This window comes from Variovorax sp. F042 (assembly GCF_057814215.1).
Genome location: NZ_JBVASX010000005.1, coordinates 303541 through 325602 on the forward strand (window position 1 = coordinate 303541; position 22062 = coordinate 325602).

22 protein-coding genes and 1 riboswitch are annotated in these 22062 nt (G+C 67.0%); of the genes, 2 read left to right on the forward strand and 20 right to left on the reverse strand.

Annotated elements, in window-relative coordinates; all coding sequences use genetic code 11:
• Positions 1-12: 12 nt before the first annotated feature.
• The 6 genes from ACZYSP_RS19150 to ACZYSP_RS19175 form a co-directional block, all read right to left on the reverse strand.
• Entirely contained in the window at positions 13-1182 is a 1170-nt protein-coding gene (locus ACZYSP_RS19150) for an acyl-CoA dehydrogenase family protein (RefSeq protein ID WP_489015912.1), read from the reverse strand.
• A complete protein-coding gene (locus ACZYSP_RS19155) occupies positions 1179-2408 on the reverse strand; it encodes a CaiB/BaiF CoA transferase family protein (RefSeq protein WP_307615951.1) in 1230 nt (409 codons plus the stop codon). Before ACZYSP_RS19155 ends, ACZYSP_RS19150 begins: the two co-directional genes overlap by 4 nt.
• Entirely contained in the window at positions 2405-3421 is a 1017-nt protein-coding gene (locus ACZYSP_RS19160; RefSeq protein ID WP_097197902.1) for a Bug family tripartite tricarboxylate transporter substrate binding protein, read from the reverse strand. The genes ACZYSP_RS19155 and ACZYSP_RS19160 overlap by 4 nt, the downstream gene beginning before the upstream one ends.
• A gap of 28 nt (positions 3422-3449) precedes the next feature.
• Positions 3450-3845 carry a cupin domain-containing protein gene (locus ACZYSP_RS19165; protein ID WP_093177279.1) on the reverse strand — a complete coding sequence of 132 codons (396 nt, stop codon included), beginning with the start codon at positions 3843-3845 and terminating at the stop codon, positions 3450-3452.
• Complete coding sequence (locus ACZYSP_RS19170; protein ID WP_489015916.1) at positions 3842-4591, reverse strand: IclR family transcriptional regulator; 750 nt, start codon at positions 4589-4591, stop codon at positions 3842-3844. Before ACZYSP_RS19170 ends, ACZYSP_RS19165 begins: the two co-directional genes overlap by 4 nt.
• Positions 4592-4680: 89 nt before the next feature.
• Positions 4681-5601, reverse strand: coding sequence for a 2-hydroxyacid dehydrogenase (locus ACZYSP_RS19175; protein WP_097197900.1), 921 nt, complete (start codon positions 5599-5601; stop codon positions 4681-4683).
• Positions 5602-5695: 94 nt separating this feature from the next.
• On the opposite strand from ACZYSP_RS19175, the gene ACZYSP_RS19180 reads away from it, so the two are divergent.
• Positions 5696-6010 carry an EthD family reductase gene (locus ACZYSP_RS19180; RefSeq protein WP_093056743.1) on the forward strand — a complete coding sequence of 105 codons (315 nt, stop codon included), beginning with the start codon at positions 5696-5698 and terminating at the stop codon, positions 6008-6010.
• A gap of 15 nt (positions 6011-6025) precedes the next feature.
• Here the strand turns inward: ACZYSP_RS19180 and yfcF are convergent, their stop codons facing one another.
• The 10 genes from yfcF to ACZYSP_RS19230 all read right to left on the reverse strand — a co-directional run bounded on the left by yfcF (position 6026) and on the right by ACZYSP_RS19230 (position 17144).
• Positions 6026-6658: a glutathione transferase gene (gene yfcF / locus ACZYSP_RS19185; RefSeq protein ID WP_097197899.1), complete on the reverse strand. Its 633-nt coding sequence runs from the start codon at positions 6656-6658 to the stop codon at positions 6026-6028.
• 57 nt (positions 6659-6715) lie between these two features.
• Positions 6716-7699 (reverse strand): DUF4349 domain-containing protein, encoded by a 984-nt coding sequence (locus tag ACZYSP_RS19190; RefSeq protein ID WP_489015919.1) that lies wholly within the window; start codon positions 7697-7699, stop codon positions 6716-6718.
• A gap of 69 nt (positions 7700-7768) precedes the next feature.
• A complete protein-coding gene (locus ACZYSP_RS19195; RefSeq protein WP_489015921.1) occupies positions 7769-9772 on the reverse strand; it encodes an acetyl/propionyl/methylcrotonyl-CoA carboxylase subunit alpha in 2004 nt (667 codons plus the stop codon).
• Positions 9765-10439, reverse strand: a complete 675-nt coding sequence (locus ACZYSP_RS19200; RefSeq protein ID WP_093177270.1) for a DUF4126 domain-containing protein — start codon at positions 10437-10439, stop codon at positions 9765-9767. Before ACZYSP_RS19200 ends, ACZYSP_RS19195 begins: the two co-directional genes overlap by 8 nt.
• Positions 10440-10451: 12 nt before the next feature.
• On the reverse strand, positions 10452-10955 hold the full coding sequence (locus tag ACZYSP_RS19205) for an SMI1/KNR4 family protein (protein WP_093177268.1): 504 nt from the start codon (positions 10953-10955) through the stop codon (positions 10452-10454).
• A 5-nt stretch (positions 10956-10960) separates the two neighbouring features.
• The gene (locus tag ACZYSP_RS19210) at positions 10961-11761 is read right to left on the reverse strand and encodes an enoyl-CoA hydratase/isomerase family protein (protein ID WP_489015923.1); all 801 of its coding nucleotides are present in this window, start codon (positions 11759-11761) and stop codon (positions 10961-10963) included.
• A 17-nt stretch (positions 11762-11778) separates the two neighbouring features.
• Positions 11779-12642: an alpha/beta hydrolase family protein gene (locus tag ACZYSP_RS19215; protein ID WP_179830372.1), complete on the reverse strand. Its 864-nt coding sequence runs from the start codon at positions 12640-12642 to the stop codon at positions 11779-11781.
• Between the two features lie 22 nt (positions 12643-12664).
• Positions 12665-14287, reverse strand: a complete 1623-nt coding sequence (locus tag ACZYSP_RS19220; RefSeq protein WP_093056750.1) for a carboxyl transferase domain-containing protein — start codon at positions 14285-14287, stop codon at positions 12665-12667.
• Positions 14284-15954 carry an AMP-binding protein gene (locus tag ACZYSP_RS19225; RefSeq protein ID WP_489015926.1) on the reverse strand — a complete coding sequence of 557 codons (1671 nt, stop codon included), beginning with the start codon at positions 15952-15954 and terminating at the stop codon, positions 14284-14286. The genes ACZYSP_RS19220 and ACZYSP_RS19225 overlap by 4 nt, the downstream gene beginning before the upstream one ends.
• 17 nt (positions 15955-15971) lie before the next feature.
• Positions 15972-17144: an isovaleryl-CoA dehydrogenase gene (locus ACZYSP_RS19230; protein ID WP_093056752.1), complete on the reverse strand. Its 1173-nt coding sequence runs from the start codon at positions 17142-17144 to the stop codon at positions 15972-15974.
• A gap of 142 nt (positions 17145-17286) precedes the next feature.
• Here ACZYSP_RS19230 and ACZYSP_RS19235 point away from each other — a divergent pair, with 142 nt between their 5' ends.
• Positions 17287-18315: an AraC family transcriptional regulator gene (locus ACZYSP_RS19235; RefSeq protein WP_440532803.1), complete on the forward strand. Its 1029-nt coding sequence runs from the start codon at positions 17287-17289 to the stop codon at positions 18313-18315.
• A 70-nt stretch (positions 18316-18385) separates the two neighbouring features.
• Here ACZYSP_RS19235 and ACZYSP_RS19240 read toward each other — a convergent pair whose 3' ends face one another.
• The 4 genes from ACZYSP_RS19240 to ACZYSP_RS19255 form a co-directional block, all read right to left on the reverse strand.
• Complete coding sequence (locus ACZYSP_RS19240) at positions 18386-18712, reverse strand: thioredoxin family protein (RefSeq protein WP_093056754.1); 327 nt, start codon at positions 18710-18712, stop codon at positions 18386-18388.
• A gap of 51 nt (positions 18713-18763) precedes the next feature.
• Positions 18764-19456, reverse strand: coding sequence for an HAD family hydrolase (locus ACZYSP_RS19245; RefSeq protein WP_093056755.1), 693 nt, complete (start codon positions 19454-19456; stop codon positions 18764-18766).
• 63 nt (positions 19457-19519) lie between these two features.
• Positions 19520-21403: a phosphomethylpyrimidine synthase ThiC gene (gene thiC, locus ACZYSP_RS19250; RefSeq protein ID WP_426390540.1), complete on the reverse strand. Its 1884-nt coding sequence runs from the start codon at positions 21401-21403 to the stop codon at positions 19520-19522.
• A gap of 90 nt (positions 21404-21493) precedes the next feature.
• Positions 21494-21599: riboswitch (TPP riboswitch) on the reverse strand.
• Between the two features lie 26 nt (positions 21600-21625).
• Positions 21626-22060, reverse strand: coding sequence for a YchJ family protein (locus ACZYSP_RS19255; RefSeq protein WP_093177258.1), 435 nt, complete (start codon positions 22058-22060; stop codon positions 21626-21628).
• Positions 22061-22062 lie beyond the last annotated feature (2 nt).

The following is a 22062-nucleotide window of genomic DNA, read 5'->3' on the forward strand; positions in this document are numbered from 1 at the left end:
TGGTGGTGCAGATCAGTACGACTTGGGCAGCCCGAGCGCTTTCTCGGCGATGAAGTTCAGGATCATCTGCGGGCTCACGGGTGCGATGCGCGGAATGTAGCTCTCGCGCAGCAGGCGCTCAACGTGATATTCCTTCGCATAGCCCATGCCGCCCAGCGTAAGCACGGCGTTCTGGCAGGCGTCGTGCGCCGCTTCTGCCGCGAGGTACTTGGCGGCATTGGCTTCGATGCCGCAGGGCTCGCCCGCGTCGTACAGCGTGGCGGCCTTGAGCATCATCAGATCTGCCGCTTCCAGGTTGGCCCACGCACGCGCCAGCGGATGCGCCACGCCCTGGTTCTGGCCGATGGGCCGGCCGAACACGACGCGCTCCTGTGCGTACTGCGAAGCGATGCGCAGCGCCGCGCGGCCGATGCCGATGGCTTCCGCCGCGATCAAGATGCGCTCAGGGTTGAGGCCGTGCAGGATGTACTCGAAGCCCCGCCCTTCCTCGCCGATGCGGTCTTCTTCCGGCACTTCGAGCCCGTCGATGAAGAGCATGTTCGAGTCGACTGCCGCACGGCCCAGCTTGTGGATCTCGCGCACCTCGACCTTGCTGCGGTCCAGCGGCGTGTAGAACAGCGTGAGGCCCTGCGTGGGCTTCTTCACCTGGTCGAGCGGCGTGGTGCGCGTGAGGATCAGCATGCGGTCGGCCACCTGCGCGGTCGATATCCAGATCTTGCGGCCGTGCAGCAGGTAGCTGCCGTTCGGCTGGCGCACCGCCTGCGTCTTGAGGCTGGTGGTGTCGAGCCCCGCATCGGGCTCGGTCACGGCGAAGCAGGCTTTCTCCTTGCCGGCGATCAGCGGCGGCAGGAATCGCTGGCGCTGCTCCTCGCTGCCGAACACCACCACCGGGTTGAGCCCGAAGATGTTCATGTGCACCGACGACGCGCCCGACATGCCCGCACCCGATGCGCTGATGGCGCGCATCATCAGCGCCGCTTCGGTAATGCCGAGCCCCGCGCCGCCCTGCGCCTCGGGCATGGCGATGCCGAGCCAGCCGCTCTCGGCCACGGCGCGGTGGAACTCGTGCGGGAACACGGCACGGTCGTCGTGGTCGCGCCAGTAGTCGGCGGGAAAGTCTTCGCAAAGGCGTTCGATGGCCGCGACGAGCGAGCGCTGGTCTTCGTTCAGGGAGAAATTCATTCTTCGCCGTCTTTCTTCAATGGGTCCGGTTGCAGCGTGACGCCGCTTTCGAGCATGCGTTCGATGGCTTCGTCGCCGTAGCCCGCTTCGCGCAGCAACTCCACGCTCTGCTCACCGATGCGCGGCGTGGGGCGGCGGATGGCGGTGGGCGTTGCGCTGTAGCGACCGACCGGCGCGAGGGTGCGGATGCGGCCCTCGGTCGGATGGTCGAGTTCGGGGTAGAAACCGACGGCGCGCAGGTGCGGGTCGTCGAGCAGGCTGTCGGTGCTGTGCAGCCGCGCGACGGGAATGTCCGCGGCATCGAGCGCGGCAAACCATTCGTCGCTGCCGCGCGTGGCCATCACCTCGGCCACGAAGGCATAGACCGCGCCGATGTTCGCGGCGCGCGCGGTGTGCGTGCCGAACATCGGCGAGCTGCGCAGCTCGGGCCGGCCGATCACATCGAAGAAGGCCTGCCAGTGCTTGTCGTTGTAGATGAGCACGCTGAGGTAGCCGTCGGCCGTGGCGTAGGGCTTGCGATGCGGTGCGAGCAGGCGCGCATAGCCGGTGGGACCGAGCGGCGGCTCGAAGCTGTGGCCGCCGAGATGGTCGCCCATGACGAACTGCGACAGGGCTTCGAACATGGGCACCTCGACGGCCTGGCCCTTGCCGGTGCGCTGGGCATGCAGCACGGCGGCGAGCAATGCGATGGCGGCTTGCAGGCCGACGGCGCGGTCGGCCAGCGTGACGGGTGCGTAGCGCGGCGCGCCGCCGCTTTGCTGCGCGAACAGCGAGGCGACGCCTGCTGCACCTTGGATGAGGTCGTCGTAGGCGGGCTTGCCGGCATAGGGCCCCTGCTCGCCATAGCCGAAGGCGCCGAGGTAGACGATCTTCGGGTTGACCGCAGCCACGGCTTCGTAGCCCAGCCCGAGCCGCGCCATCGCCTGCGGCCGCGTGTTGTAGATCAGCGCATCGCACCCCGCCGCCAGCTTCAGGCAGGCCTCGCGCCCCTCGGGCTGCTTGAGGTCGAGCACGATGGAGCGCTTGTTGCGGTTGAGGTGCATCGCCATCGCGCCCATGCCCGGGTGGCGCATCGGGCCGACGGCACGCAGGTTGTCGCCGCCGGGCGGCTCGACCTTGATGATGTCGGCGCCGAGGTCTCCGAGCGTCTGCGTTGCATACGGCCCCATCACCACGGCCGTGAGGTCGAGGATGCGGATGCCCTCCAGAGGTCCGGTCGCACTCATTCGGGCTGGATCCCCGCGGCCTGGATCAGCTTCTTCCACTTCGCAAGCTCCGACACGGTGAACGCGCCCAGCTCTTCCGGCGTGCTGCCGAAGGCATCGAAGCCCAGCTTCGCCACGCGCTCCCGGAAGGCCGCGCCGTTGGCCATCTCGGACAGCGCCTTGTTGAGCTTCAGCACGATGTCTCGCGGCGTGCCGGCCGGCGCGAACACGCCGTTCCACGAAGTGATGTCGAAGCCTTTCAGCTCGGGCGTGTCGGCCAGCGGCGGCAGCTCGGGAAAGAGCTTGGTGCGCTCCTGCGTGGTGACGGCAATCGCGCGCATCTTGCCGGCCTTCACCGTGGCAAGGCCCGCGGCGAGGTCGACCACCATCATCGACACCTGCCCGCCGATCAGGTCGGCAATTGCAGGCGGCGTGCTCTTGTAGGGCACGTGCAGCATCGGCACGCCGCTCATGCGCGACAGCGTGGCGCCGCTCACGATGCCGGTGCTGTTGCCGCTCGCATAGGTCAGCTTGCCGGGGTGCGCGCGGCCCCAGGCCAGCAGCTCGGCCACGCTTTTGACGGGCAGGTCGTTGTTGACCACCAGCATGAACGGCAGGTTGCCCATGCGGCTGACGGGCGCGAAGTCTTTCACCGGGTCGTAGGGCAGCGACTTCATCAGGCTCGGGTTTGCCGAGTGCGTGGTGTTGGTCGTCATGAACAGCGTGTAGCCATCAGGCGGTGCCTTGGCGACGAACTCGGCCGCGATCACGCCGTTGGCGCCGGCCTTGTTGTCGACGATGACCGAAGCCTTGAGCGCCTCGCCGAGCATTTGCCCGGTGATGCGCGCCACCGCATCGGTGCCGCTGCCGGCCGCGAAGGGCACGACGAGCCTGATCGGCTGCTTCGGGTAGCCGTCCTGCGCGAAGGCCCATGGCACGGTGCCGGCAAGCCCCGCGGCCGCGCCGATGGAAATGAAACGGCGGCGGTTCGCCATCGCGACCGTTTGACCTGTCGCGTTCTTCGTCGTCTGCATGTGGTTTGTCTCCGGTTGTTGTGTCGGTTCAGGGCCGGATCACGCGCTCCGGCGATTCCTCGTACGGCGGGCTGTAGATCACCAGCACGCGCACCGGCTCGTCGCTCACCACCGTGAAGGTGTGCATCGCGTCGGCCGGAAAAAAGCAGCTGTCGCCGGGGTGCAGCTCCTGCCGCTGGCCGCCCACCTCGGCGACCGCGCGGCCTTCGAGCATGTAGCAGACCTGCTCGATGCCCGGGTGCGCATGCGGCAGCGCGCCCTTGCCCTTCTGGATGTGGCCGACCAGCACTTCGAGCTGCCTGGCGCCCACGGTCTCGGGGCCGATCAGGCGCTTGTTCAGCGTGCCGGTGTGGTTGGCCGGGTGGTAGCCGGCGATCTCGTCCTCGCGGACGAAGTAGCGTGGGGCAGCGGTCGTTGCAGTCATCGGGGGCTTTCTGTCTTGGGTTCGATGGCGAGGCAGGCCGAGCGCAGCATTGCGGCGATCTCCTCGATGCGCGCCTCCATGCGGTAGCGCGGGCCTGCAACCGAGATGGCATAGGCTTCGCCGCCGATGCGCAGCGGCCAGGCCAGGCCGATCAGGTCGGGAATGCTTTCGCCGAGGTTGCCGTACCAGCCGCGCGCGGCGGAGCGCTGCAGCTCGGCCTCGATGGCGTCGGCGGTAGTGAGCGTGGCCTCGGTCAGCGGCGCGAGCGTCATGCCGCCCAGCAGCTTGCGGCGCGCTTCGGCGTCGAGCATGGACAGCAGCGCGCGGCCCAGCGAATTGGCGTAGGCCGGGCGCGTTTCGCCCGATTCGGCCGTGTAGCGGATGCTCTGCGGCGCGCTCAGCACCTCCAGGTAGACCACCAGGCCCGCATCGCGGAACTTGGCGAAGACCACCGTCTCGCGCGCCGCGTCGCGCAGCTCTTCGAGCGTGGCCTTCACCCGGTCGAGCACCGGGTCGTGGGCGGCGATGACCTGCGCCATCGCAAGCAGGCGGCCGGTCGGGTAATAGCCCTGGCGGCGGCCGGTTTCGTACATGTAGCCCTGCTCTTCGAGCGTGCGGATCAGGCCCAGGCAGCTCGACACCGGCATGTCGAGCAGGCGCGCCATCTCGGACAGCGCCAGCGGCTGCTTCTCGCGGGCGAAGAGCTCGACGATCTCGATCACCCGAAACGCAGTTTTCACAGTCATGAAAAGATTTTCATACTTGTGAAAAACTTGCGCTTCGGGGTTTCCCCTGCCCGCACCCTATTCCGGCGGGCCCGACGTGGCTTGTACCGTCAGTAGCCGCGCGCGGGATCGACCACGCCGGCGACCGGCAGGCCCTGCTCCATCGCACGGATCTTCCCGGCGATCTGGGTGATGGACTCCTCGCGCAGCGTGCGCGCCGAGCCGTGCGGTGTCACGGTGATCTTGGGATGCCGCCAGAAGGCATGCTCCGCCGGCAGCGGCTCGACCTGGAACACGTCGAGCGTCGCGCCCGCGAGCTGGCCCGCGTCGAGCATCGGAATGAGGTCGTCCTCCACCAGATGGCCGCCACGCGCGATGCTAATGAGATAGCCCTCGGGCCGCAGCTTGCCCAGCGTGTTGCGATTGAGGATGCCGCGCGTCGCCTCGGTCAGCGGCAGCAGGTTGACCAGCACGCGCGTGGACGACAGGAACTCGTCGAACTGCGCCTCGCCGCTGAACACGCGCACGCCGTCGATCTCTTTTGGCGAACGGCTCCAGCCCAGCACCGGAAACTCGAACTGCGCCACGGCCTTGGCCACGCGCTCGCCGAGCACGCCCAGCCCCATGATGCCGACCGGAAAGTCACGCCGAAGCTTCGGCTTGCGATAGCTCCACTTGCCCTCGCGCGCATCGGCCTCGTAGGCGTCGAACTCGCGGAAATGGCGAATGAGCGTGTGGCAGACGTACTCGGCCATCTGCACCGACATGCCCGCGTCGTCGAGCCGCACGATGCGCGTGTGCGCCGGCACCTTGAGCTTGAGCAGCGCGTCGACGCCCGCGCCGATGTTGAAGATGCCGCGCAGCTTGGGCTGCTCATCGAGAAACTCCTGCGGCGGCGCCCAGACCACGGCATGGTCGGCCTGCGGCGCGCCGGGCTTCCAGGCTTCGATGACGGCGTCGGGGAGTTCGGCCTTCAGGCCTTCGATCCAGGGGTCTGGGCGGTTGTCGGTGAGGTAGACGGTGATTCGCATGGGCACGCATCTTAGGTCGCGCCCGCGTCGCCCTCGGCTTGTGCGGGCACTGGCCATCTCCTATCCTCGAACGCTCACCTCAGGAGACCCCTACATGATCAAATTCAGCGTGATGTATCCCCACGCCCCCGGCGCACGGTTCGATCACGACTACTACCGCGAAAAGCACATGCCCCTGATCAAGGCCCGCATGGGCGACGCATGCCTCTCGTACACCATCGACAAGGGCCTTACCGGCGGCGCACCGGACTCCGCGCCCACCTACGTCGCCATGTGCCACGTGTTCGCCGAATCGGTCGAGGCCTTCCAGAATGCCTTCGGACCGCATGCGAAGGAGATCAGGGGCGACGTGAAGAACTACACCGACATCGCGCCGGTGATACAGATCAGCGAAGTGGTGGTGGGCTGACGGGCCGCCTCGCCCTCAGCACAGCGGCCGCTCCAGCGCCACCCAGCTCTGGACGGACGGCCGCTGCCACTGCCGGTCCGCGTACGACGCCAGCCGCTGCGGCACGGCGTCTCCGTTCATGACCAGGCGATTCAGCATCAGCGCCAGGTCGACGTCGGCGATGGACCACTCGCCGAACAGGTTCTCCGCGTCATCGGGAAGCAGCGCCTGCGCCACCTGGAAGAGCGTCTTCGCCGACTGATGCGCCACCGCCGACAGCGGTGCGCTCGCCGGGCCGTAGAAGATCACCTCGGTCGAGCGCTCCTGGCGGATCGGCATCAGGTCGCTGCGAAGCCAGGCCTGCAGCTGGCGCGCGCGGGCTCGGGCACGCGGCTCGGCCGGGTACAGCGCCGTTCCCTGCGCGAAGGTCTCGTCGATGTACTCGGTGATCGCGGACGACTCCGACAGGGAGAAGTCGCCGTGCACCAGCGTCGGCACGCGCTGCGTCAGCGACAGTTGCGAGAAGCCGGCCGCCCGGTGCTCCAGCGCCCCAAGGTCGACGGGGGACAAGTCGAAGTCCAGCTGCTTTTCATGCAGCGCCACGAACACCGACATGGCATAGGGGCTGGTGAACTGGGCATCCACGTAGAGACGTAGCGGATCCGGCATCGAGAAAGGCTCCTGCGTAAGAAAAAGGGCCTCAAACCGACCCTCCCGCGATCTTACTTACTTGGCTTCCCTGGCTGTGGCGCGGCGACGACGCCAAAGCACGCGCACCAGCCATCCCATCGGCAGCACCACCAGCACCAGCCACGGCAGCACCGCCGCGATGAAGGTGATCAGCGAGCCCACGCTTTCCGCCAGCACCGAGCCCGCGTTGCGCAGCGCATGTCCCATCGGGCTGTACCCATCGCTGCCACTCACCAGCGCGCGCCTGGGCGTGAACTGGATCTGGATGTGCTGCTTGCTGGTCTGCTGCGCCAGCACCTTGCGCTGCGTGGCGATGGCGTCGAGCTCGGCCTGCGTGTCCGACAGCGTGCGCTGGATGGCCAGCAGGTCGGCCATGGTGCGCTTGGTGACGGTGTCGCGCAGCATCGTGCGCAGGCTGTCGCGGAACTCGGTGCGGTTCCTGATGCGGGCCTCGACGTCGATCACCTCGGCGGTCTTGTCCTCGCTGGTGGTGGTGTGCGAGACCACGTTCGCCACGCCGGCCAGGCCGCCGAGCAGCTTGTCGACATCGGCGGGTTCCACGCGCATCTCGAGCATGGCGCTGCCGGGCTGTTGCGGCGTCTCGCGCAACAGGGAAGACGACAGCAGCTCGCACTTCAGCGAACCGCACAGGTCGCGCACCTTGCCCCAGGCATCGGCCAGCTGCTCGGCCGGCACCTCGACGTTCAAGTCCTGCCGCACGGCCAGGAAGCGCTGCAGCGGCGTGTTGTCCTGCGACTGGTCGGTGGCCGACGGTGCGGAGGCCGGTTCCGCAGAACGCATCCGCGCCTCCTTCCTCATGGCCATACCACCGGCATAGCCAGCTGCAGCCTGCATGGGCGCGGGCGGCGGCGAGGCCGGCTCGGCAAGCGCGGCAGTCTCGTTGTTCCTGCGGTCGCAACCGGCCAGCGACAGCGCGGCGGCCAAGGCCAGCAAGACGATGCCCGCGCGGTGGCGGGCAGAGAGGAAACGGGGCGAACCGGAAGGTGTGCGATAGGTCATGGAGAGTTCCCTTGAATGATGACTACCGCAGCTGATACGGGCAGGCGCCCGGAACGGGGTTAAGTTTTTTCAGGCGGCCGCAGCACCCATTCGCAACAACTCGTCGCCTTCGGCCACCTGCTCGCCCGGCGCGAACATCAGCTCTTCCACCGTCCCGTCGGCCGGCGCTGCGATGGTGTGCTCCATTTTCATGGCCTCCATCACCGCCAGCGGCTGGCCGCGGCTGACCTTGTCGCCGGCCTTGACCGCGAAGGACACGACCTTGCCCGGCATAGGCGCAGTGAGCCGGCCGCCTTCGGCCTGCGTGTCGCCAGCGTGGGCGAGGCGATCGATGGCGGTGATCTTCGTGGCGCCCTTCGAGGCGAATACGTGGGCGGTGGCGCCGTCGAGGTGCACGTCGAGCGTCTGGCGGTTGCCCGCGAACTCGACCTCGAACTCACCGGACGGGAACTGCCCGACCACCAGCGGGCCTTCGGCGCCGCCGGCTTCGAGCCACAGGCTGCCGTCGCGCTTGTAGGTCAGCAGGGCGATCTGTTCGGCGCCGCGAAATTCGAAGTCGAAGCGGCGCAGGTATTCGCCGTGCGAGCGCCAGCCGTCGCGGCGTTCGAACGGGTCGGGCACGCCAACCGGCCGTTCGGTGACCAGCGTACGCGTGATCGCGGCAGCGGCCGCCAGTGGCAGGCCCAGCGCTTCGCGGTCGAACAGCACGGCGCGCTCGCGCTCGATCAGCGCGGTGTCGAGGTTGGCCTTCGAGAACGACTCCGTCGCCAGAATGCCGCGCAGGAACTGCACGTTGGTCGACACGCCCACGATCTGCACCTGCGCCAGCGCGGCGTCGAGCCGGGCCAGCGCCTCTTCGCGCGTGGTGCCGTGCACGATGAGCTTGGCGATCATCGAGTCGTAGAAGGGCGAGATCTCGCCGCCCTCGCGCACGCCGTCGTCGACGCGCACGCGGCTGCGCTGGAAGGCCGTCGCCTGCGGCTTGCGGTACACACGCAAGGTACCAGTGGCGGGCAGGAAGTTGTTGTCGGGGTTCTCGGCGCAGATGCGCGCCTCGATGGCATGGCCGTGGATCTGCAGCTCTTGCTGCTTCGCGGGCAGCGTCTCGCCCGATGCCACGCGCAGTTGCCATTCGACGAGGTCGAGGCCGGTGATCGCTTCCGTCACAGGGTGTTCAACCTGCAGCCGCGTATTCATCTCCATGAAGAAGAAGTTCATCTCGCCGCCCTCGCGCTGCTCGACGATGAACTCCACCGTGCCAGCGCCCACGTAGTTCACGGCGCGCGCCGCAGCCACGGCGGCATCGCCCATCTGCTTGCGCATCGCCTCGGTCATGCCGGGCGCGGGCGCTTCTTCGAGCACCTTCTGGTGGCGCCGCTGCACCGAGCAGTCGCGCTCGAACAGGTAGACGTAGTTGCCGTGCGTGTCGCCGAACACCTGGATCTCGATGTGGCGCGGACGCTGCACGTACTTTTCGATCAGCACCGCATCGTCGCCGAAGCTGTTGATGGCCTCGCGCTGGCACGAGGCCAACGCGGCGGCGAAGTCTTCGGCCTTGTCGACCGCGCGCATGCCCTTGCCGCCGCCACCCGCGCTGGCCTTGATGAGCACCGGGTAGCCGATGCGATCGGCCTCGCGCTGCAGCAGCTGCGGGTTCTGGTCATGGCCGTGGTAGCCCGGCACCAGCGGCACGCCGGCCTTTTCCATCAGCTGCTTCGACTCGGCCTTCAGGCCCATGGCCTTGATGGCCGAAGGCGGCGGGCCGATGAAGACCAGGCCCGCGTCGGCGCAGGCCTGCGCGAACTCTTCGTTCTCGCTGAGGAAACCGTAGCCCGGATGCACGGCCTCGGCGCCCGTGGCCTTGGCGGCTTCGAGGATCTTTTCCCAGCGCAGGTAGCTGTCCTTCGGGGCGCTGCCGCCGAGGTGCACCGACTCGTCGCAGGCGCGAACGTGGTTGGCATGCGCGTCGGCATCGGAGTACACGGCGACCGTGCGAATGGCCATGCGGCGCGCCGTCGCGGCAACCCGGCAAGCGATTTCGCCGCGATTGGCGATCAGGATCTTCTTAAACATTCGGAGTGTCTCCCGGAGGATTCTTTTTCAGTTGGAACGCGGGCACCACGCCCGGATCGGGTCGGCCGCTGAAGATGCGGGCCACGCGGGCGAACAGCGCCTTGAGGAAACGCCAGCTCTTGCGGATGAGCCACACGCTCAGCACAAGCACCAGCACGAACAGCACGAGAAAGACGAAGGGATGCGCCACCGCGAGCCACAGGCCCGCCGGCACCATCGTGTCTTCGACCAGCGAAGCGCCCACGTTAGAAAACGGCTCGGGCGATGTGTTGATGGCCGCGCGCGTCGTGGCCTTGGCCGCATGCGCCGTGGCCGCGAAGCTGCCGCCCACCAGCGCCGCGACGACGGCCATCGCACCATGGTCGGCGCCGAACACGCTGGCCGCGAGCGCCGCGCCGGCCGGGATGCGGATGGCCGTGTGCACCACGTCCCACAGCGAATCGAGGCCGGGAATCTTGTCCGCGAAGAATTCGATGAACACCATGAAGCCGCTGGCCGCGATCACGACCGGATGCGCCAGCAGTTGCAGCCCGCTCGGCAGCGGCACCCAGCCGAAATAGCCCACCACTCCGGTCAGCAGCACGACCAGGTAGAGCCGCACGCCGCTGGCCCAGCCGATGGCGGCGGCCAGTGCGATCAGCTGGGGCATGTCGAGGCTGGTGTTCATGGCGATCAGTCCTCAGTCGAATTCGATGGTGCCGGCTTCCATGGAAGCGACGAGGTCCGCAAGCCATGCCTCGACGGACGCATGTTCGACGGGGCGGTCTTCGTCCGCCTTCCAGAAGGCGATCAGCTGGCCCGGCTCGCCGCCGCCCTCGGCATCGATGTCCACGCACAAGTGGCTGCCGCCGCCGTTCGACAGAAACGGCACCCAGCCGCGCCGCCACGTGGACGGGTCTTCGAAGTCGGAGCCGATCATGTCGTCGAGCATCTCCTTGGTGTCGGCGATGTCCTCGAGCGCGCTGAACATGCGGTTGTCCTGCAGGCTGTCGAAGCTGCTGTTCGGCTGGCCGTTGCGCCATCGGTAGAGCGCGCGAAAGGCCTCCGGCAGCTTCAGCGAGAACTTCGCCTCGAAGGCATCGAGGTCAGCGTCGCTCACACCTGGCTGCAGCACCGCGTGGTAGTCCGCGCGATGGGCAGCCAGCCACGCGTCCATGCGTTCGATGAGGGCGTCATGCGTCATGGTGTTCAGGCCTTGTTCGTTTCCAGCCACGAGGGCTTGCGCTTCTGCAGGAAGGCCTGCACGCCCTCGCGGCCTTCGTCGCTCGCACGAATGTCGGCGATGCCCTCGACGGTCTTCGCGATCAGCGCATCGTCGATCTCGCGGCCGGCCACGTCGGCAATCAGTTGCTTGCAGGCGCGCACAGCAGCAGGGCTTGCGCCGGTCAGCGCCTTCAAGAGCTCGTCGACCTTGGCATCGAGCGCATCGGCTGCGACCACTTCATGCACGAAGCCGATGCGGTGCGCCTCGGCGGCCGTGAAACGCTCGGCCGTGAGGAAGTAGCGCTGCGAGGCGCGCGTGCCCATCGCGCGCAACACGTACGGGCTGATGGTCGCGGGCACCAGGCCGATCTTCACTTCGCTCAGGCAGTACCACGCGGTGTCCACGCTCACGGCCATGTCGCACGCGGCCACCAGCCCCATGCCACCCGCATACACATCGCCCTGCACGCGCGCGATGGTGGGCTTGGGGCACTCGGCAATCGTGCGCAGCATGGCGGCCAGCTTGCCCGCGTCGGCGATGTTCTCGCCGCGCGTGTAGTCGGCCATGCGGCGCATCCAGTTGAGGTTCGCGCCCGCGCAGAAGGCCGGGCCGTTGGCGCCGAGCACGATGGCCTTGACCTGCGGCGCGGCGCCGGCTGCGGTGAAGGCTTGTGTCAGCTCGGCGATGACGGCGTCGTCGAAGGCGTTGCGTGCGTCGGGCTGGTCGAGCCAGATGCGGGCGATGGCGCCTTCGAGGGTCAGTTTCAGCTTGGTGTATGCGCTCATGTTGCTTGTCTTTTCGTTCATTGCAAGTGCCGGGGCAGGCCGAGCTTCGCGAGGAACTGATCCACCATCGGCACCCAGATGGCGGCGTTGTCGCGGCCTTCGAAGAAGGCATGGCCGTCACTGCCGTAGGGCGGCACGCCCTCGAAACGCACGTCGACGCCCTTGGCTTTGTAGGCCTCCAGCAGCCGCTTCGCCAATGCGGGGCCGAAGAAGTGGTCGTTCTCCGAATAGACCCACAGCATCGGCACCTTGGTGGTCGATGCGTAGCGGCCGAAGGCATCGACCAGCTTCGCTTCGTTGCATACGTCGTCCGGCCCGCGCGAGCCGCGCCCGCCTGCAAAGTTGATGGTGCCGACCACGCCCTCGGGGTTCAGGCTCGACAACGCCAGCACACCGAAGCCACCGGCCGATTTGCCGAGCAGCACCATGTGCTGCGCGTCGGCATACGGCAGCGTGCGCGCGTAGTCGAGCGCGGCGCTGATGTCCTTCGCAGTTTCGAGGCCCGCCTGCACGTAGTCGGGGTTGGCGCAGCTGAAGTAGTTCTCGGCCCACGGCCCATCGGACTTGCCGTAGCCGCGCCGCAGCGGGTTGAGAACCAGGAAGCCGTGCTTCGCGAACATCTCGGCCTGCCGCGCGTAGCGGTCCTGCGTCTTGGGAAAGTCGGTGGGCGAGCGCGGCGTGCCGTGGTTGATCACCAGCACCGGGAACGGTCCGTCGCCCTCGGGCCTGTATTCGGTGGCGGCCAGCTTGATGTGCGACTCGCCGAAGAAGCCCTTGACCGTCATCGGTATCTCGATGTCGCGGCGCGCCACGCTTTGCGCGTGCGCGCCCAACGCTGAGCAAAGCAAGGCGGCGATGAGTGTGAGTCGGCGCAGCGTCATGAGAGCGTTTCCGTCCCGAGCCTTACATGCGGAAGATGCCGAACTTCGGCTCTGGAATCGGCGCATTCCGTGCCGCAGCCAACCCCAGCGCCAGCACGCGCCGCGTATCCGCCGGATCGATGATCCCGTCATCCCAGATGCGCGCGGTGGCGTAGTAAGGGTGCCCCTGGTCTTCGTACTGCTGGCGGATCGGCGCCTTGAAGGCTTCTTCCTCTTCCTTGCTCCAGCTGCCGCCCTTCAATTCGATGCCGTCGCGCTTCACCGTGGCCAGCACGCTCGCGGCCTGCTCGCCGCCCATCACGCTGATGCGCGCGTTGGGCCACATCCAGAGGAAGCGCGGGCTGTACGCGCGGCCGCACATGCCGTAGTTGCCGGCGCCGAAGCTGCCGCCGATGATGATGGTGAACTTGGGCACGTTGGCGGTGGCCACGGCCGTCACCATCTTGGCGCCGTGGCGCGCGATGCCTTCGTTCTCGTACTTGCGGCCCACCATGAAGCCGGTGATGTTCTGCAGGAACACCAGCGGAATCTTGCGCTGGCAGCACAGCTCGATGAAGTGCGCGCCCTTCTGCGCCGACTCACTGAACAGGATGCCGTTGTTGGCGACGATGCCCACGGGCATGCCCTCGATCTCGGCAAAACCGCAGACCAGCGTGGCGCCGAAGCGCGCCTTGAACTCATGGAACTCGCTGCCGTCGACGACGCGCGCAATGATCTCGCGCACGTCGAAGGGCTTGCGCGTGTCGGTGGGGATCACGCCGTAGAGCTCCTCGCGCGGGAACGCCGGCGCGCGCACCTCGGCCTTGGCCGGGGCCTCGGCCGCCTTCGCATTGAGGTTGGCCACCGCCGAGCGCGCGAGCGCCAGCGCATGCAGGTCGTTCTGCGCGAGGTGGTCGACCACGCCCGACAGGCGCGTGTGCACGTCGCCACCGCCCAGGTCTTCAGCCGTCACGACCTCGCCCGTGGCCGCCTTCACGAGCGGCGGACCGCCCAGGAAGATGGTGCCCTGGTTCTTCACGATGATCGATTCGTCGCTCATCGCCGGCACGTACGCGCCGCCGGCCGTGCACGAGCCCATGACCACCGCGATCTGCGGAATGCCCTGGGCGCTCATGTTGGCCTGGTTGTAGAAGATGCGGCCGAAGTGCTCGCGGTCGGGGAACACCTCGTCCTGGTTCGGCAGGTTGGCACCGCCCGAGTCGACGAGGTAGATGCAGGGCAGGCGGTTCTGCTCAGCGATCTCCTGCGCGCGCAGGTGCTTCTTCACCGTCATCGGATAGTAGGTGCCGCCCTTCACCGTCGCGTCGTTGCACACGATCATGCAGTCGACGCCATTCACGCGGCCGATGCCCGCGATGATGCCGGCGCCCGGCGCCGACTCGGCCCCCTTGGCGTCGAGGTACATCGCATGCGCGGCCAGCGGCGCGATCTCGAGGAAGGGCGTGCCCGGGTCGAGCAGCTCGGCCACGCGATCGCGCGGCAGCAGCTTGCCGCGTGCGGTGTGCTTGGCACGCGCGGCCTCGCCGCCGCCCTGCTCTACCTTCGCGAACTGCGTGCGCAGGTCATCGACCAGCGCGCGCATGGCTGCTGCATTGGCCTGGAAGTCCGCCGAGCGGGCGTTGAGTTTGGTTTCGAGTTGGCTCATGCTGTTTTTTCTTGGCTAAGGCCGAGTTGCTCGGTCATGGCATCGCGGATCTTGAATTTCTGGATCTTGCCGGTCACCGTCATCGGGAACTCGCTGACGAAGCGGATGTACTTGGGCACCTTGTAGTGCGCGATCTGGCCCTTGCAGAACTCGCGCACTTCTTCTTCGGTGGCGCTCTGGCCGGGCTTGACGATGATCCAGGCGCACAGCTCCTCGCCGTATTTCTTGTCGGGCAGGCCGACGACCTGCACGTCTTGCACCTTCGGGTGGCGGTACAAAAATTCTTCGATCTCGCGCGGGTAGATGTTCTCGCCGCCGCGGATCACCATGTCCTTGATGCGGCCGACGATGTTGACGTAGCCCTCGCCGTCCATGGTCGCGAGGTCGCCGGTGTGCATCCAGTGCTCGGCGTCGATGGCCTCGCGGGTCTTGGCCTCGTCGTCCCAGTAGCCGTGCATGACGGAGTAGCCGCGCGTGCACAGCTCGCCCGACTGGCCGGCCGGCATGACGGCACCGGTCTCGGGGTCGACGATCTTCACTTCGAGGTGCGGCTGCACCGTGCCCACGGTCGACACGCGGCGGTCCAGCGGCGTGTCGGTGCTGCTCTGGCAGCTCACGGGGCTGGTCTCTGTCATGCCGTAGGCGATGGTGATCTCGCTCAGGTGCATCTCGCTGACCACGCGCTTCATCACCTCGATAGGGCAAGGCGAGCCGGCCATGATGCCGGTGCGCAGCGTCGACAGGTCGAACTCCTTGAAGCGCGGATGGTCGAGCTCGGCGATGAACATGGTGGGCACGCCGTGCAGGCCGGTGCACTTCTCTGCCTGCACGGTCTCGAGCACGGTGAGCGGGTCGAAGCCGTCGTTCGGGTACACGATGGCCGAGCCGTGCGTGAGGCAGGCCAGGTTGCCCAGCACCATGCCGAAGCAGTGATACAGCGGCACTGGAATGCACAGCCTGTCGGCGGGCGAGAGCTTCATGCACTCGCCGATGAAGAAGCCGTTGTTCAGGATGTTGCGGTGCGTGAGCGTCGCGCCCTTGGGAAAGCCCGTGGTGCCGCTGGTGAACTGGATGTTGATCGGGTCAGTGGCCTTCAGCGTCTTCTGGACCTGTGCGATGCGCGGGTCGCTGGCATCGCCGCTCGCGAGCAGTTGCGAGAAGCGCTGCATGCCGGGCTGCTCGTCACCCAGCCCGGCCTTGTCGATCCAGAAGGTGTGGGCCAGTTGCGGCACACGCTTCGGGCCCAGTTCGCGCAGCATGCCGAGGTAGTCGCTGGTCTTGAACTGCGCCATCGTCACCAGCGCCTTGCAGCCGACCTTGTTGAGCGCGTACTCAAGCTCGGAGGTGCGGTAGGCCGGGTTGATGTTGACGAGGATCAGGCCGACCTTGGCGGTGGCGATCTGCATCAGCACCCACGCCACGTTGTTGTGCGACCAGATGCCGACGCGATCGCCGGGCGCAAGGCCGAGGTTCAGCAACGCGCTGGCGAGTTTGTTCGATTCGGCCTGCAGCTCGCGGTAGGTGTAGCGCTGGCCTTCGTGGCGACTGACGAGCGCCTCGCGGTCGGGCTGCTTGCCGACCATGTCGTCGAAGAAGTCGCCGATGGGTTGTTCGATGAGGGGGACATCGGTGGCGCCTTGCGCCATGCTTTGGGTCAAGAGCGCCATGGCGATGCGTCCTTATTTCAGGCGGTTTCGGAGAACAGCTCGCGGCCGATCAGCATGCGGCGGATTTCGCTGGTGCCCGCGCCGATCTCGTACAGCTTGGCATCGCGCCACAGCCGCTCGACCGGAAAGTCCTTCGTGTAGCCAACGCCGCCCAGCGCCTGGATCGCCTCGCCGGCCATCCACGTTGCCTTCTCGGCCGAGTACAGGATGGCGCCGGCCGCATCCTTGCGGAAAGTGCGTGCATGGTCGTTGCGGTCGCAGGCCTTGCCCACGGCATACACGTACGCACGCGTCGCCTGCCACGTCGAATACATGTCCGCCAGCTTGCCCTGCATCAGCTGGAACTCGCCGATGCTCTGGCCGAACTGCTTGCGCTCGTGGATGAAGGGCAGCACCGCGTCCATGCACGCAGCCATGATGCCCAGCGGGCCACCCGAGAGCACAGCGCGTTCGTAATCGAGGCCGCTCATCAGCACCCTTGCGCCCTGGCCTTCTCCGCCGAGCACGTTCTCTTCGGGTACTTCGCAGTTGTCGAAGAACAGCGGGAAGGTGTTGGAGCCGCGCATGCCGAGCTTGTCGAGCTTGGTGCCAGCGGAAAAGCCCTTGAAGTTCTTCTCGACGATGAAGGCCGTCATGCCACGCGCGCCCATCTCGGGCTCCGTCTTGGCGTAGATGACCAGCGTGTCGGCGTCGCCGCCGTTGGTGATCCACATCTTGCCGCCGTTGAGCACGTAGTAGCCGTTCTTCTTCTCGGCCTTGAGCTTCATGCTCACCACGTCGGAGCCGGCGTTGGGCTCGCTCATGGCCAGCGCGCCGACGTGCTCGCCGCTCACCAGCTTGGGCAGGTATTTCTTCTTCTGTGCGTCGCTGCCGTTGCGGTGGATCTGGTTCACGCACAGGTTGGAGTGCGCGCCGTAAGACAGGCCCACCGAGGCTGAGGCGCGCGAGACTTCTTCCATGGCCACGATGTGCGCCAGGTAGCCCAGCTCGGTGCCGCCGAATTCCTCTTTCACCGTCATGCCGTGCAGGCCGAGGTCGCCGAGCTTCTTCCACAGGTCGTGCGGGAACAGGTTGTCGCGATCGATGTCGGCGGCGCGGGGAGCGATTTCGTTGGCGGCGAAGTCCTGGATGGCGCTGCGCAGCGAGTCGATGGTGTCGCCCAGGTCGAAGTTCAGGCCGGGATCGTGCATGGGGTTTGTCTCCTCTGAAGGGGTCTGCGCGCAATGCCACCCGCGCTGGATGGCGCTTGCGAAAGATCGCAGCTTACGCCTCGCCGTGCCGCAATTGGCGCCACAATGGTTGCAAATCACGCCACGACCGATCCGCTGCACCATGTCGCCCCCGTCGTTCCTCAGACCCGCCCGCGCCGTAACGCCGATGGCCTTCGTGAGAGCTATCGTGCAGGGCTACGAGCGCTACGGCATGGACCCTGCCGAGGCCCTGAAGGCGGCACAGATCACGCCGCGCGAACTGGCCCGGCCGGGCGCGCGGGTGACGGCCGCGCAGTTCGAGGTGCTGTCGGGCCACGCCATGCAGGAGCTCGACGACGAAACACTCGGCTGGTTCTCGCGGCGCCTGCCCTGGGGCACCTACGGCCTGCTGTGCCGCGCCTCCCTGAGCTCGCCCGACCTGGGCGTGGCCATCAAGCGCTGGTGCCGCCACCACCGGCTGCTGACCGAGGACATCGGCCTGTCGCTCGAAGTGGCCGGCGGCGTGGCCACGCTGCGCATCGCCGAGAACGTCCCGCTGGACGACGCCTTCCGCGAGTTCTGCCTGGTGACCACCCTGCGCTTCGTGCACGGCTACATGTGCTGGGCCATCGACTCGCGCATCTCGCTGCGACACGCGAGCTTTCCGTTTGCCGCGCCGCCGCACAGCGACGCCTATCCGCTGATGTTCACGCCAGACGTGCGCTTCGACGCGCCGCAGGCAGGCATCAGTTTCGACGAACGCTATCTCGCCCTGCCCTTGCAGCGAGACGAACGCGCGCTGCGCACCATGCTCAGGCGCGCACTGCCGCTCACAATCCTGCAGTACCGGCGCGACCGCCTGCTGGGCCAGCGCGTGCGCGAGCTGCTGCGCTCACGCGCCAGCGAGGCCACCACCGCCGAGGCGCTGGCCGGGCTGCTCAACGTGTCGAGCCGCACGCTGCACCGGCAGCTGCACGAGGAAGGCACTTCGCTGCAGGTGCTGAAGAACGAGGTGCGCCACGAGATGGCTGTCGACCTGTTGCGCCGCACCACGCGGCCTGTCAAGCAGGTGGCGCTGGCCGTGGGGTTTCGCAACGAGAAGAGTTTTTCGCGGGCGTTCCTACAGTGGACGGGGCATGCGCCTCGCGATTTTCGGCAGCAGGGGCTGTAGCGGAGGGCGTTTGGGGCACGTTCGGGGTGCGTGCGAATGACACCGGGTACTCCCCTCCGGGAATGACGCGTCAGCTAGGCTGCGCGATCAACGCAAGCGCGTCGGCAATCGACTGACTGTCCTCAGGCCGCACCAGCTTCGCGACCTGCTTGCCGTCACGCATGAACACCAGCGTGGGCCACAGGCGCACGTTGAACGAACGACCCAGCGGACGCCCGCTGCCGTCTTCGACCTTGATGCGGCGAATGTCCGGGTACTTGGCAAAGGCCTCGGCAATGTTCGGCTGGGCGGCCTTGCAGATGCCGCACCAGTTGGTGCCGAACTCGACCACGGCGGGGCCGGTGAGCGCGTCGATCTCGCTGCGGTCGGGCTGCTCGGTTTTGTATTCGGAAGTCATGGGAAGTGGTTCCTGCGGCTCGGGAGTTGCGCCCTGCATTCCACCAGAAACTCAGGCCGCCTGCAGCCCGTAGCCCGAAAGCAGCGCCGGCAGTTCGGCCATGTCGCTGAACACCTTCACCGCGCCCACGCTGAGCAGCGGTCCGGGGCCGCTGTGGCCTGATTCGCCCGTGCTGTAGCCGAACACAGTGGCTCCTGCAGCCACGCCGGCCATTGCGCCGGTGACGGTGTCTTCGACGATGGCGCAGCGCTTCGGGTCGACACCGAGGGCTTCCGCCGCAGCGAGATACACGTCGGGGTGTGGCTTGGAGCGCGGCATCTCGTGTCCGCTGAAGATGCGGCCCTGGAAATAGTCGAGCATGCCGACCTTGGCGAGTTGCAGTTCGACCTTGTGGCGGTCCGCTCCCGATGCGCAGGCGATGCGGCCCTTGAGCCTTGAATGGATTTCGCGAATGGCGGCGGGCGCGTGGGGAATGGCGACGAGGTCGCGCTCCAGCGCCTCATTGCGGCGGGCGCGGAAGGTCTTGAGCCAGTCGTCGGTGATCCTGACGCCGGTCTTCGTCTCGATGAGCGCGGCCTCGTCCTTCACCGCCTTGCCGGTGAAGGTGTTCATCGATTCCTCGGTCGTGATGTGCCAGCCAAGCTCGCCGAGCATTTCGGCGAGCACGCGGTTGGTGATGGGTTCGGAGTCGACGAGCACGCCGTCGCAATCGAAGAGAACGGCGGAAAAAGGAAAGGGGGTCATTGCGGTGCCGGAGTTCGGTGATTGGCCCCATGGTAGCAACGCCCCCTTTTCGCAGGAGGAAGCTCAGGCTATCGGACGGATCGGGATGTACATCTCGCCGCCACCGGCCATGAATTCCTTCGACTTCTCTTCCATGCCCTCGGCCATGGCGGCCGCCTCGGCCACGCCCTTCTTCGCTGCGTATTCGCGCACTTCCTGCGTGATCTTCATCGAGCAGAACTTGGGCCCGCACATCGAACAGAAATGTGCCACCTTGCTCGAATCCTTCGGCAGCGTCTCGTCATGGAATTCGCGCGCGGTGTCGGGGTCGAGGCCCAGGTTGAACTGGTCTTGCCAGCGGAATTCGAAGCGCGCCTTGCTCAGCGCATCGTCGCGCGAGCGAGCCCCTGGATGCCCCTTTGCCACATCCGCCGCATGCGCGGCGATCTTGTAGGCAATGATCCCCTGCTTCACGTCGTCGCGGTCCGGCAGCCCCAGGTGCTCCTTCGGAGTCACATAGCAAAGCATCGCGGTGCCTGCCCAGCCGATCATGGCCGCGCCGATGGCACTGGCAATGTGGTCGTAGCCCGGCGCGATGTCGATGGTCAGCGGCCCGAGCGTGTAGAACGGCGCCTCGTGGCAGTGCTTGAGCTGCTCGTCCATGTTCGACTGGATCATGTGCATCGGCACGTGGCCCGGCCCTTCGATCATGGTCTGCACGTCGTGCTTCCATGCGATCTGCGTGAGCTCGCCCAGCGTGCGCAGCTCGGCGAACTGCGCTTCGTCGTTGGCATCGGCGCCCGAGCCGGGACGCAGGCCATCGCCGAGCGAGAAGCTCACGTCGTAGGCCTTCATGATGTCGCAGATGTCTTCGAAGTGCGTGTAGAGAAAGCTCTCCTTGTGGTGCGCGATGCACCACTTGGCCATGATCGAGCCGCCGCGCGACACGATGCCCGTCATGCGGTCGGCCGTGAGGTGGATGAACGGCAGGCGCAGGCCGGCGTGGATGGTGAAGTAGTCGACGCCCTGCTCGGCCTGCTCGATCAGCGTGTCGCGGTAGATCTCCCAGGTCAGGTCTTCGGCCACGCCGCCCACCTTCTCGAGCGCCTGGTAGATGGGCACCGTGCCGATGGGCACCGGCGAGTTGCGCACGATCCAGTCGCGCGTGGTGTGGATGTTCTTGCCGGTCGACAGGTCCATCACGTTGTCGGCGCCCCAGCGAATGGCCCATACCAGCTTCTCGACCTCTTCCTCGATGCTCGAGGTGACGGCCGAGTTGCCGATGTTGGCGTTGATCTTCACCTTGAAGTTGCGGCCGATGGCCATCGGCTCGACTTCGGGGTGGTTGATGTTCGCGGGAATGATGGCGCGGCCGCGGGCCACTTCGTCGCGCACGAACTCGGGCGTGATGATGCGCGGAATGGTCGCGCCCATCGGGTTGCCCATCACGCGCCTGGCGCGCTCTTCGTTGGCAAGGTATTCGGCCATCCACTCGCGCTTGCCGTTCTCGCGCAGGGCCACGTACTCCATTTCGGGCGTGACGATGCCGCGGCGCGCGTAGTGCATCTGCGTGACGTTGGCGCCCGACTTCGCGCGGCGCGGCGTGCGCTGCAGTGCCGAGGCGCCGGCGCGCAGTTCGGCCAGGCGTTGCGCGTCGCGGTCTTCGTTCTTGGCGCCGTCGTCGAGCGCGTGATGCGTGCGGCCTTCGTAACTTTCGGTGTCGTTGCGCTCCAGCACCCAGGCGCCGCGCACGTCGGGTAGGCCGCGGCGCACGTCGATCTCGACTTTCGGGTCTGTGTACGGGCCCGAGGTGTCGTAGAGCGACACGGTCTCGCCGTTGGTCAGCGCAACGTCGCGCACGGGCACGAACAGGTCGGGCCGGCTGCCCGGAATGACGCACTTGTGCGACGCGGGAAAAGGCTCGCGCGTCAGCGAAAGCAGCGTGGTGAACTTGTCGGGGGCATTCATCGGAGGCACTCCTTGTTGAGGAAAGGGTGCTCCGCAATCGCTCGGTGGGCTTCGGGAAGCCCGTCACGGAAGGGGGAGTGACGGACCGAAGTCAGGGAGTGCAGCTCTTCTTACGCCGGTATGACCCGGATCAAGTTCGCGGGTCGGCTGCTTTGCCATCTCAGCACGCCACATGCGTGCACCCCGGAGCGGGGCCGATTGTGCGGGCCTCGGCCCGGTGCGTCAACCCAGGGGTACTTGCAGGTCGCCGTCCAGGTAGTACCAGCGGTCGCCTTCGCGCACGAAGCGGCTGCGCTCGTGCAGGCGCGTGGCGGCACCCGTGGCCGCGCTGCGCTGGCGCGCGACGAACTCGATTTCGGCATGGTCCGCGTCGAGCACCGAGCGCGAGCGGATGTCCAGTCCCAGCCATTTGACGCCCGGCTCGAACTCGATCGAGGCCGGCCGCTTCGACGCGTGCCAGGTGGCGAGCAGGTATTCGCCGCGCTCCAGCACGAAGGCCGAATAGCGCGAACGCATCAGCGATTCGGCGTCGGGCGCGGGCGTGTTCCCGAAATCGTCGAGATAGCGGCCACAGCACAGGGCGTAGCCGATGGGCTTGTCGCGGCGGTCTGTACGGCCGCAGGGGCAAGGTCCGGTGGTGGGATCGTTGGCGCTCATGA

Coding starts and splice junctions, on each gene's coding strand:
- ACZYSP_RS19150 (WP_489015912.1), bottom strand. CDS start 1,182: ATGAATTTCTCCCTGAACGAAGACCAGCGCTCGCTCGTCGCGGCCATC.
- ACZYSP_RS19155 (WP_307615951.1), bottom strand. CDS start 2,408: ATGAGTGCGACCGGACCTCTGGAGGGCATCCGCATCCTCGACCTCACG.
- ACZYSP_RS19160 (WP_097197902.1), bottom strand. CDS start 3,421: ATGCAGACGACGAAGAACGCGACAGGTCAAACGGTCGCGATGGCGAAC.
- ACZYSP_RS19165 (WP_093177279.1), bottom strand. CDS start 3,845: ATGACTGCAACGACCGCTGCCCCACGCTACTTCGTCCGCGAGGACGAG.
- ACZYSP_RS19170 (WP_489015916.1), bottom strand. CDS start 4,591: ATGACTGTGAAAACTGCGTTTCGGGTGATCGAGATCGTCGAGCTCTTC.
- ACZYSP_RS19175 (WP_097197900.1), bottom strand. CDS start 5,601: ATGCGAATCACCGTCTACCTCACCGACAACCGCCCAGACCCCTGGATC.
- ACZYSP_RS19180 (WP_093056743.1), top strand. CDS start 5,696: ATGATCAAATTCAGCGTGATGTATCCCCACGCCCCCGGCGCACGGTTC.
- yfcF (WP_097197899.1), bottom strand. CDS start 6,658: ATGCCGGATCCGCTACGTCTCTACGTGGATGCCCAGTTCACCAGCCCC.
- ACZYSP_RS19190 (WP_489015919.1), bottom strand. CDS start 7,699: ATGACCTATCGCACACCTTCCGGTTCGCCCCGTTTCCTCTCTGCCCGC.
- ACZYSP_RS19195 (WP_489015921.1), bottom strand. CDS start 9,772: ATGTTTAAGAAGATCCTGATCGCCAATCGCGGCGAAATCGCTTGCCGG.
- ACZYSP_RS19200 (WP_093177270.1), bottom strand. CDS start 10,439: ATGAACACCAGCCTCGACATGCCCCAGCTGATCGCACTGGCCGCCGCC.
- ACZYSP_RS19205 (WP_093177268.1), bottom strand. CDS start 10,955: ATGACGCATGACGCCCTCATCGAACGCATGGACGCGTGGCTGGCTGCC.
- ACZYSP_RS19210 (WP_489015923.1), bottom strand. CDS start 11,761: ATGAGCGCATACACCAAGCTGAAACTGACCCTCGAAGGCGCCATCGCC.
- ACZYSP_RS19215 (WP_179830372.1), bottom strand. CDS start 12,642: ATGACGCTGCGCCGACTCACACTCATCGCCGCCTTGCTTTGCTCAGCG.
- ACZYSP_RS19220 (WP_093056750.1), bottom strand. CDS start 14,287: ATGAGCCAACTCGAAACCAAACTCAACGCCCGCTCGGCGGACTTCCAG.
- ACZYSP_RS19225 (WP_489015926.1), bottom strand. CDS start 15,954: ATGGCGCTCTTGACCCAAAGCATGGCGCAAGGCGCCACCGATGTCCCC.
- ACZYSP_RS19230 (WP_093056752.1), bottom strand. CDS start 17,144: ATGCACGATCCCGGCCTGAACTTCGACCTGGGCGACACCATCGACTCG.
- ACZYSP_RS19235 (WP_440532803.1), top strand. CDS start 17,287: ATGTCGCCCCCGTCGTTCCTCAGACCCGCCCGCGCCGTAACGCCGATG.
- ACZYSP_RS19240 (WP_093056754.1), bottom strand. CDS start 18,712: ATGACTTCCGAATACAAAACCGAGCAGCCCGACCGCAGCGAGATCGAC.
- ACZYSP_RS19245 (WP_093056755.1), bottom strand. CDS start 19,456: ATGACCCCCTTTCCTTTTTCCGCCGTTCTCTTCGATTGCGACGGCGTG.
- thiC (WP_426390540.1), bottom strand. CDS start 21,403: ATGAATGCCCCCGACAAGTTCACCACGCTGCTTTCGCTGACGCGCGAG.
- ACZYSP_RS19255 (WP_093177258.1), bottom strand. CDS start 22,060: ATGAGCGCCAACGATCCCACCACCGGACCTTGCCCCTGCGGCCGTACA.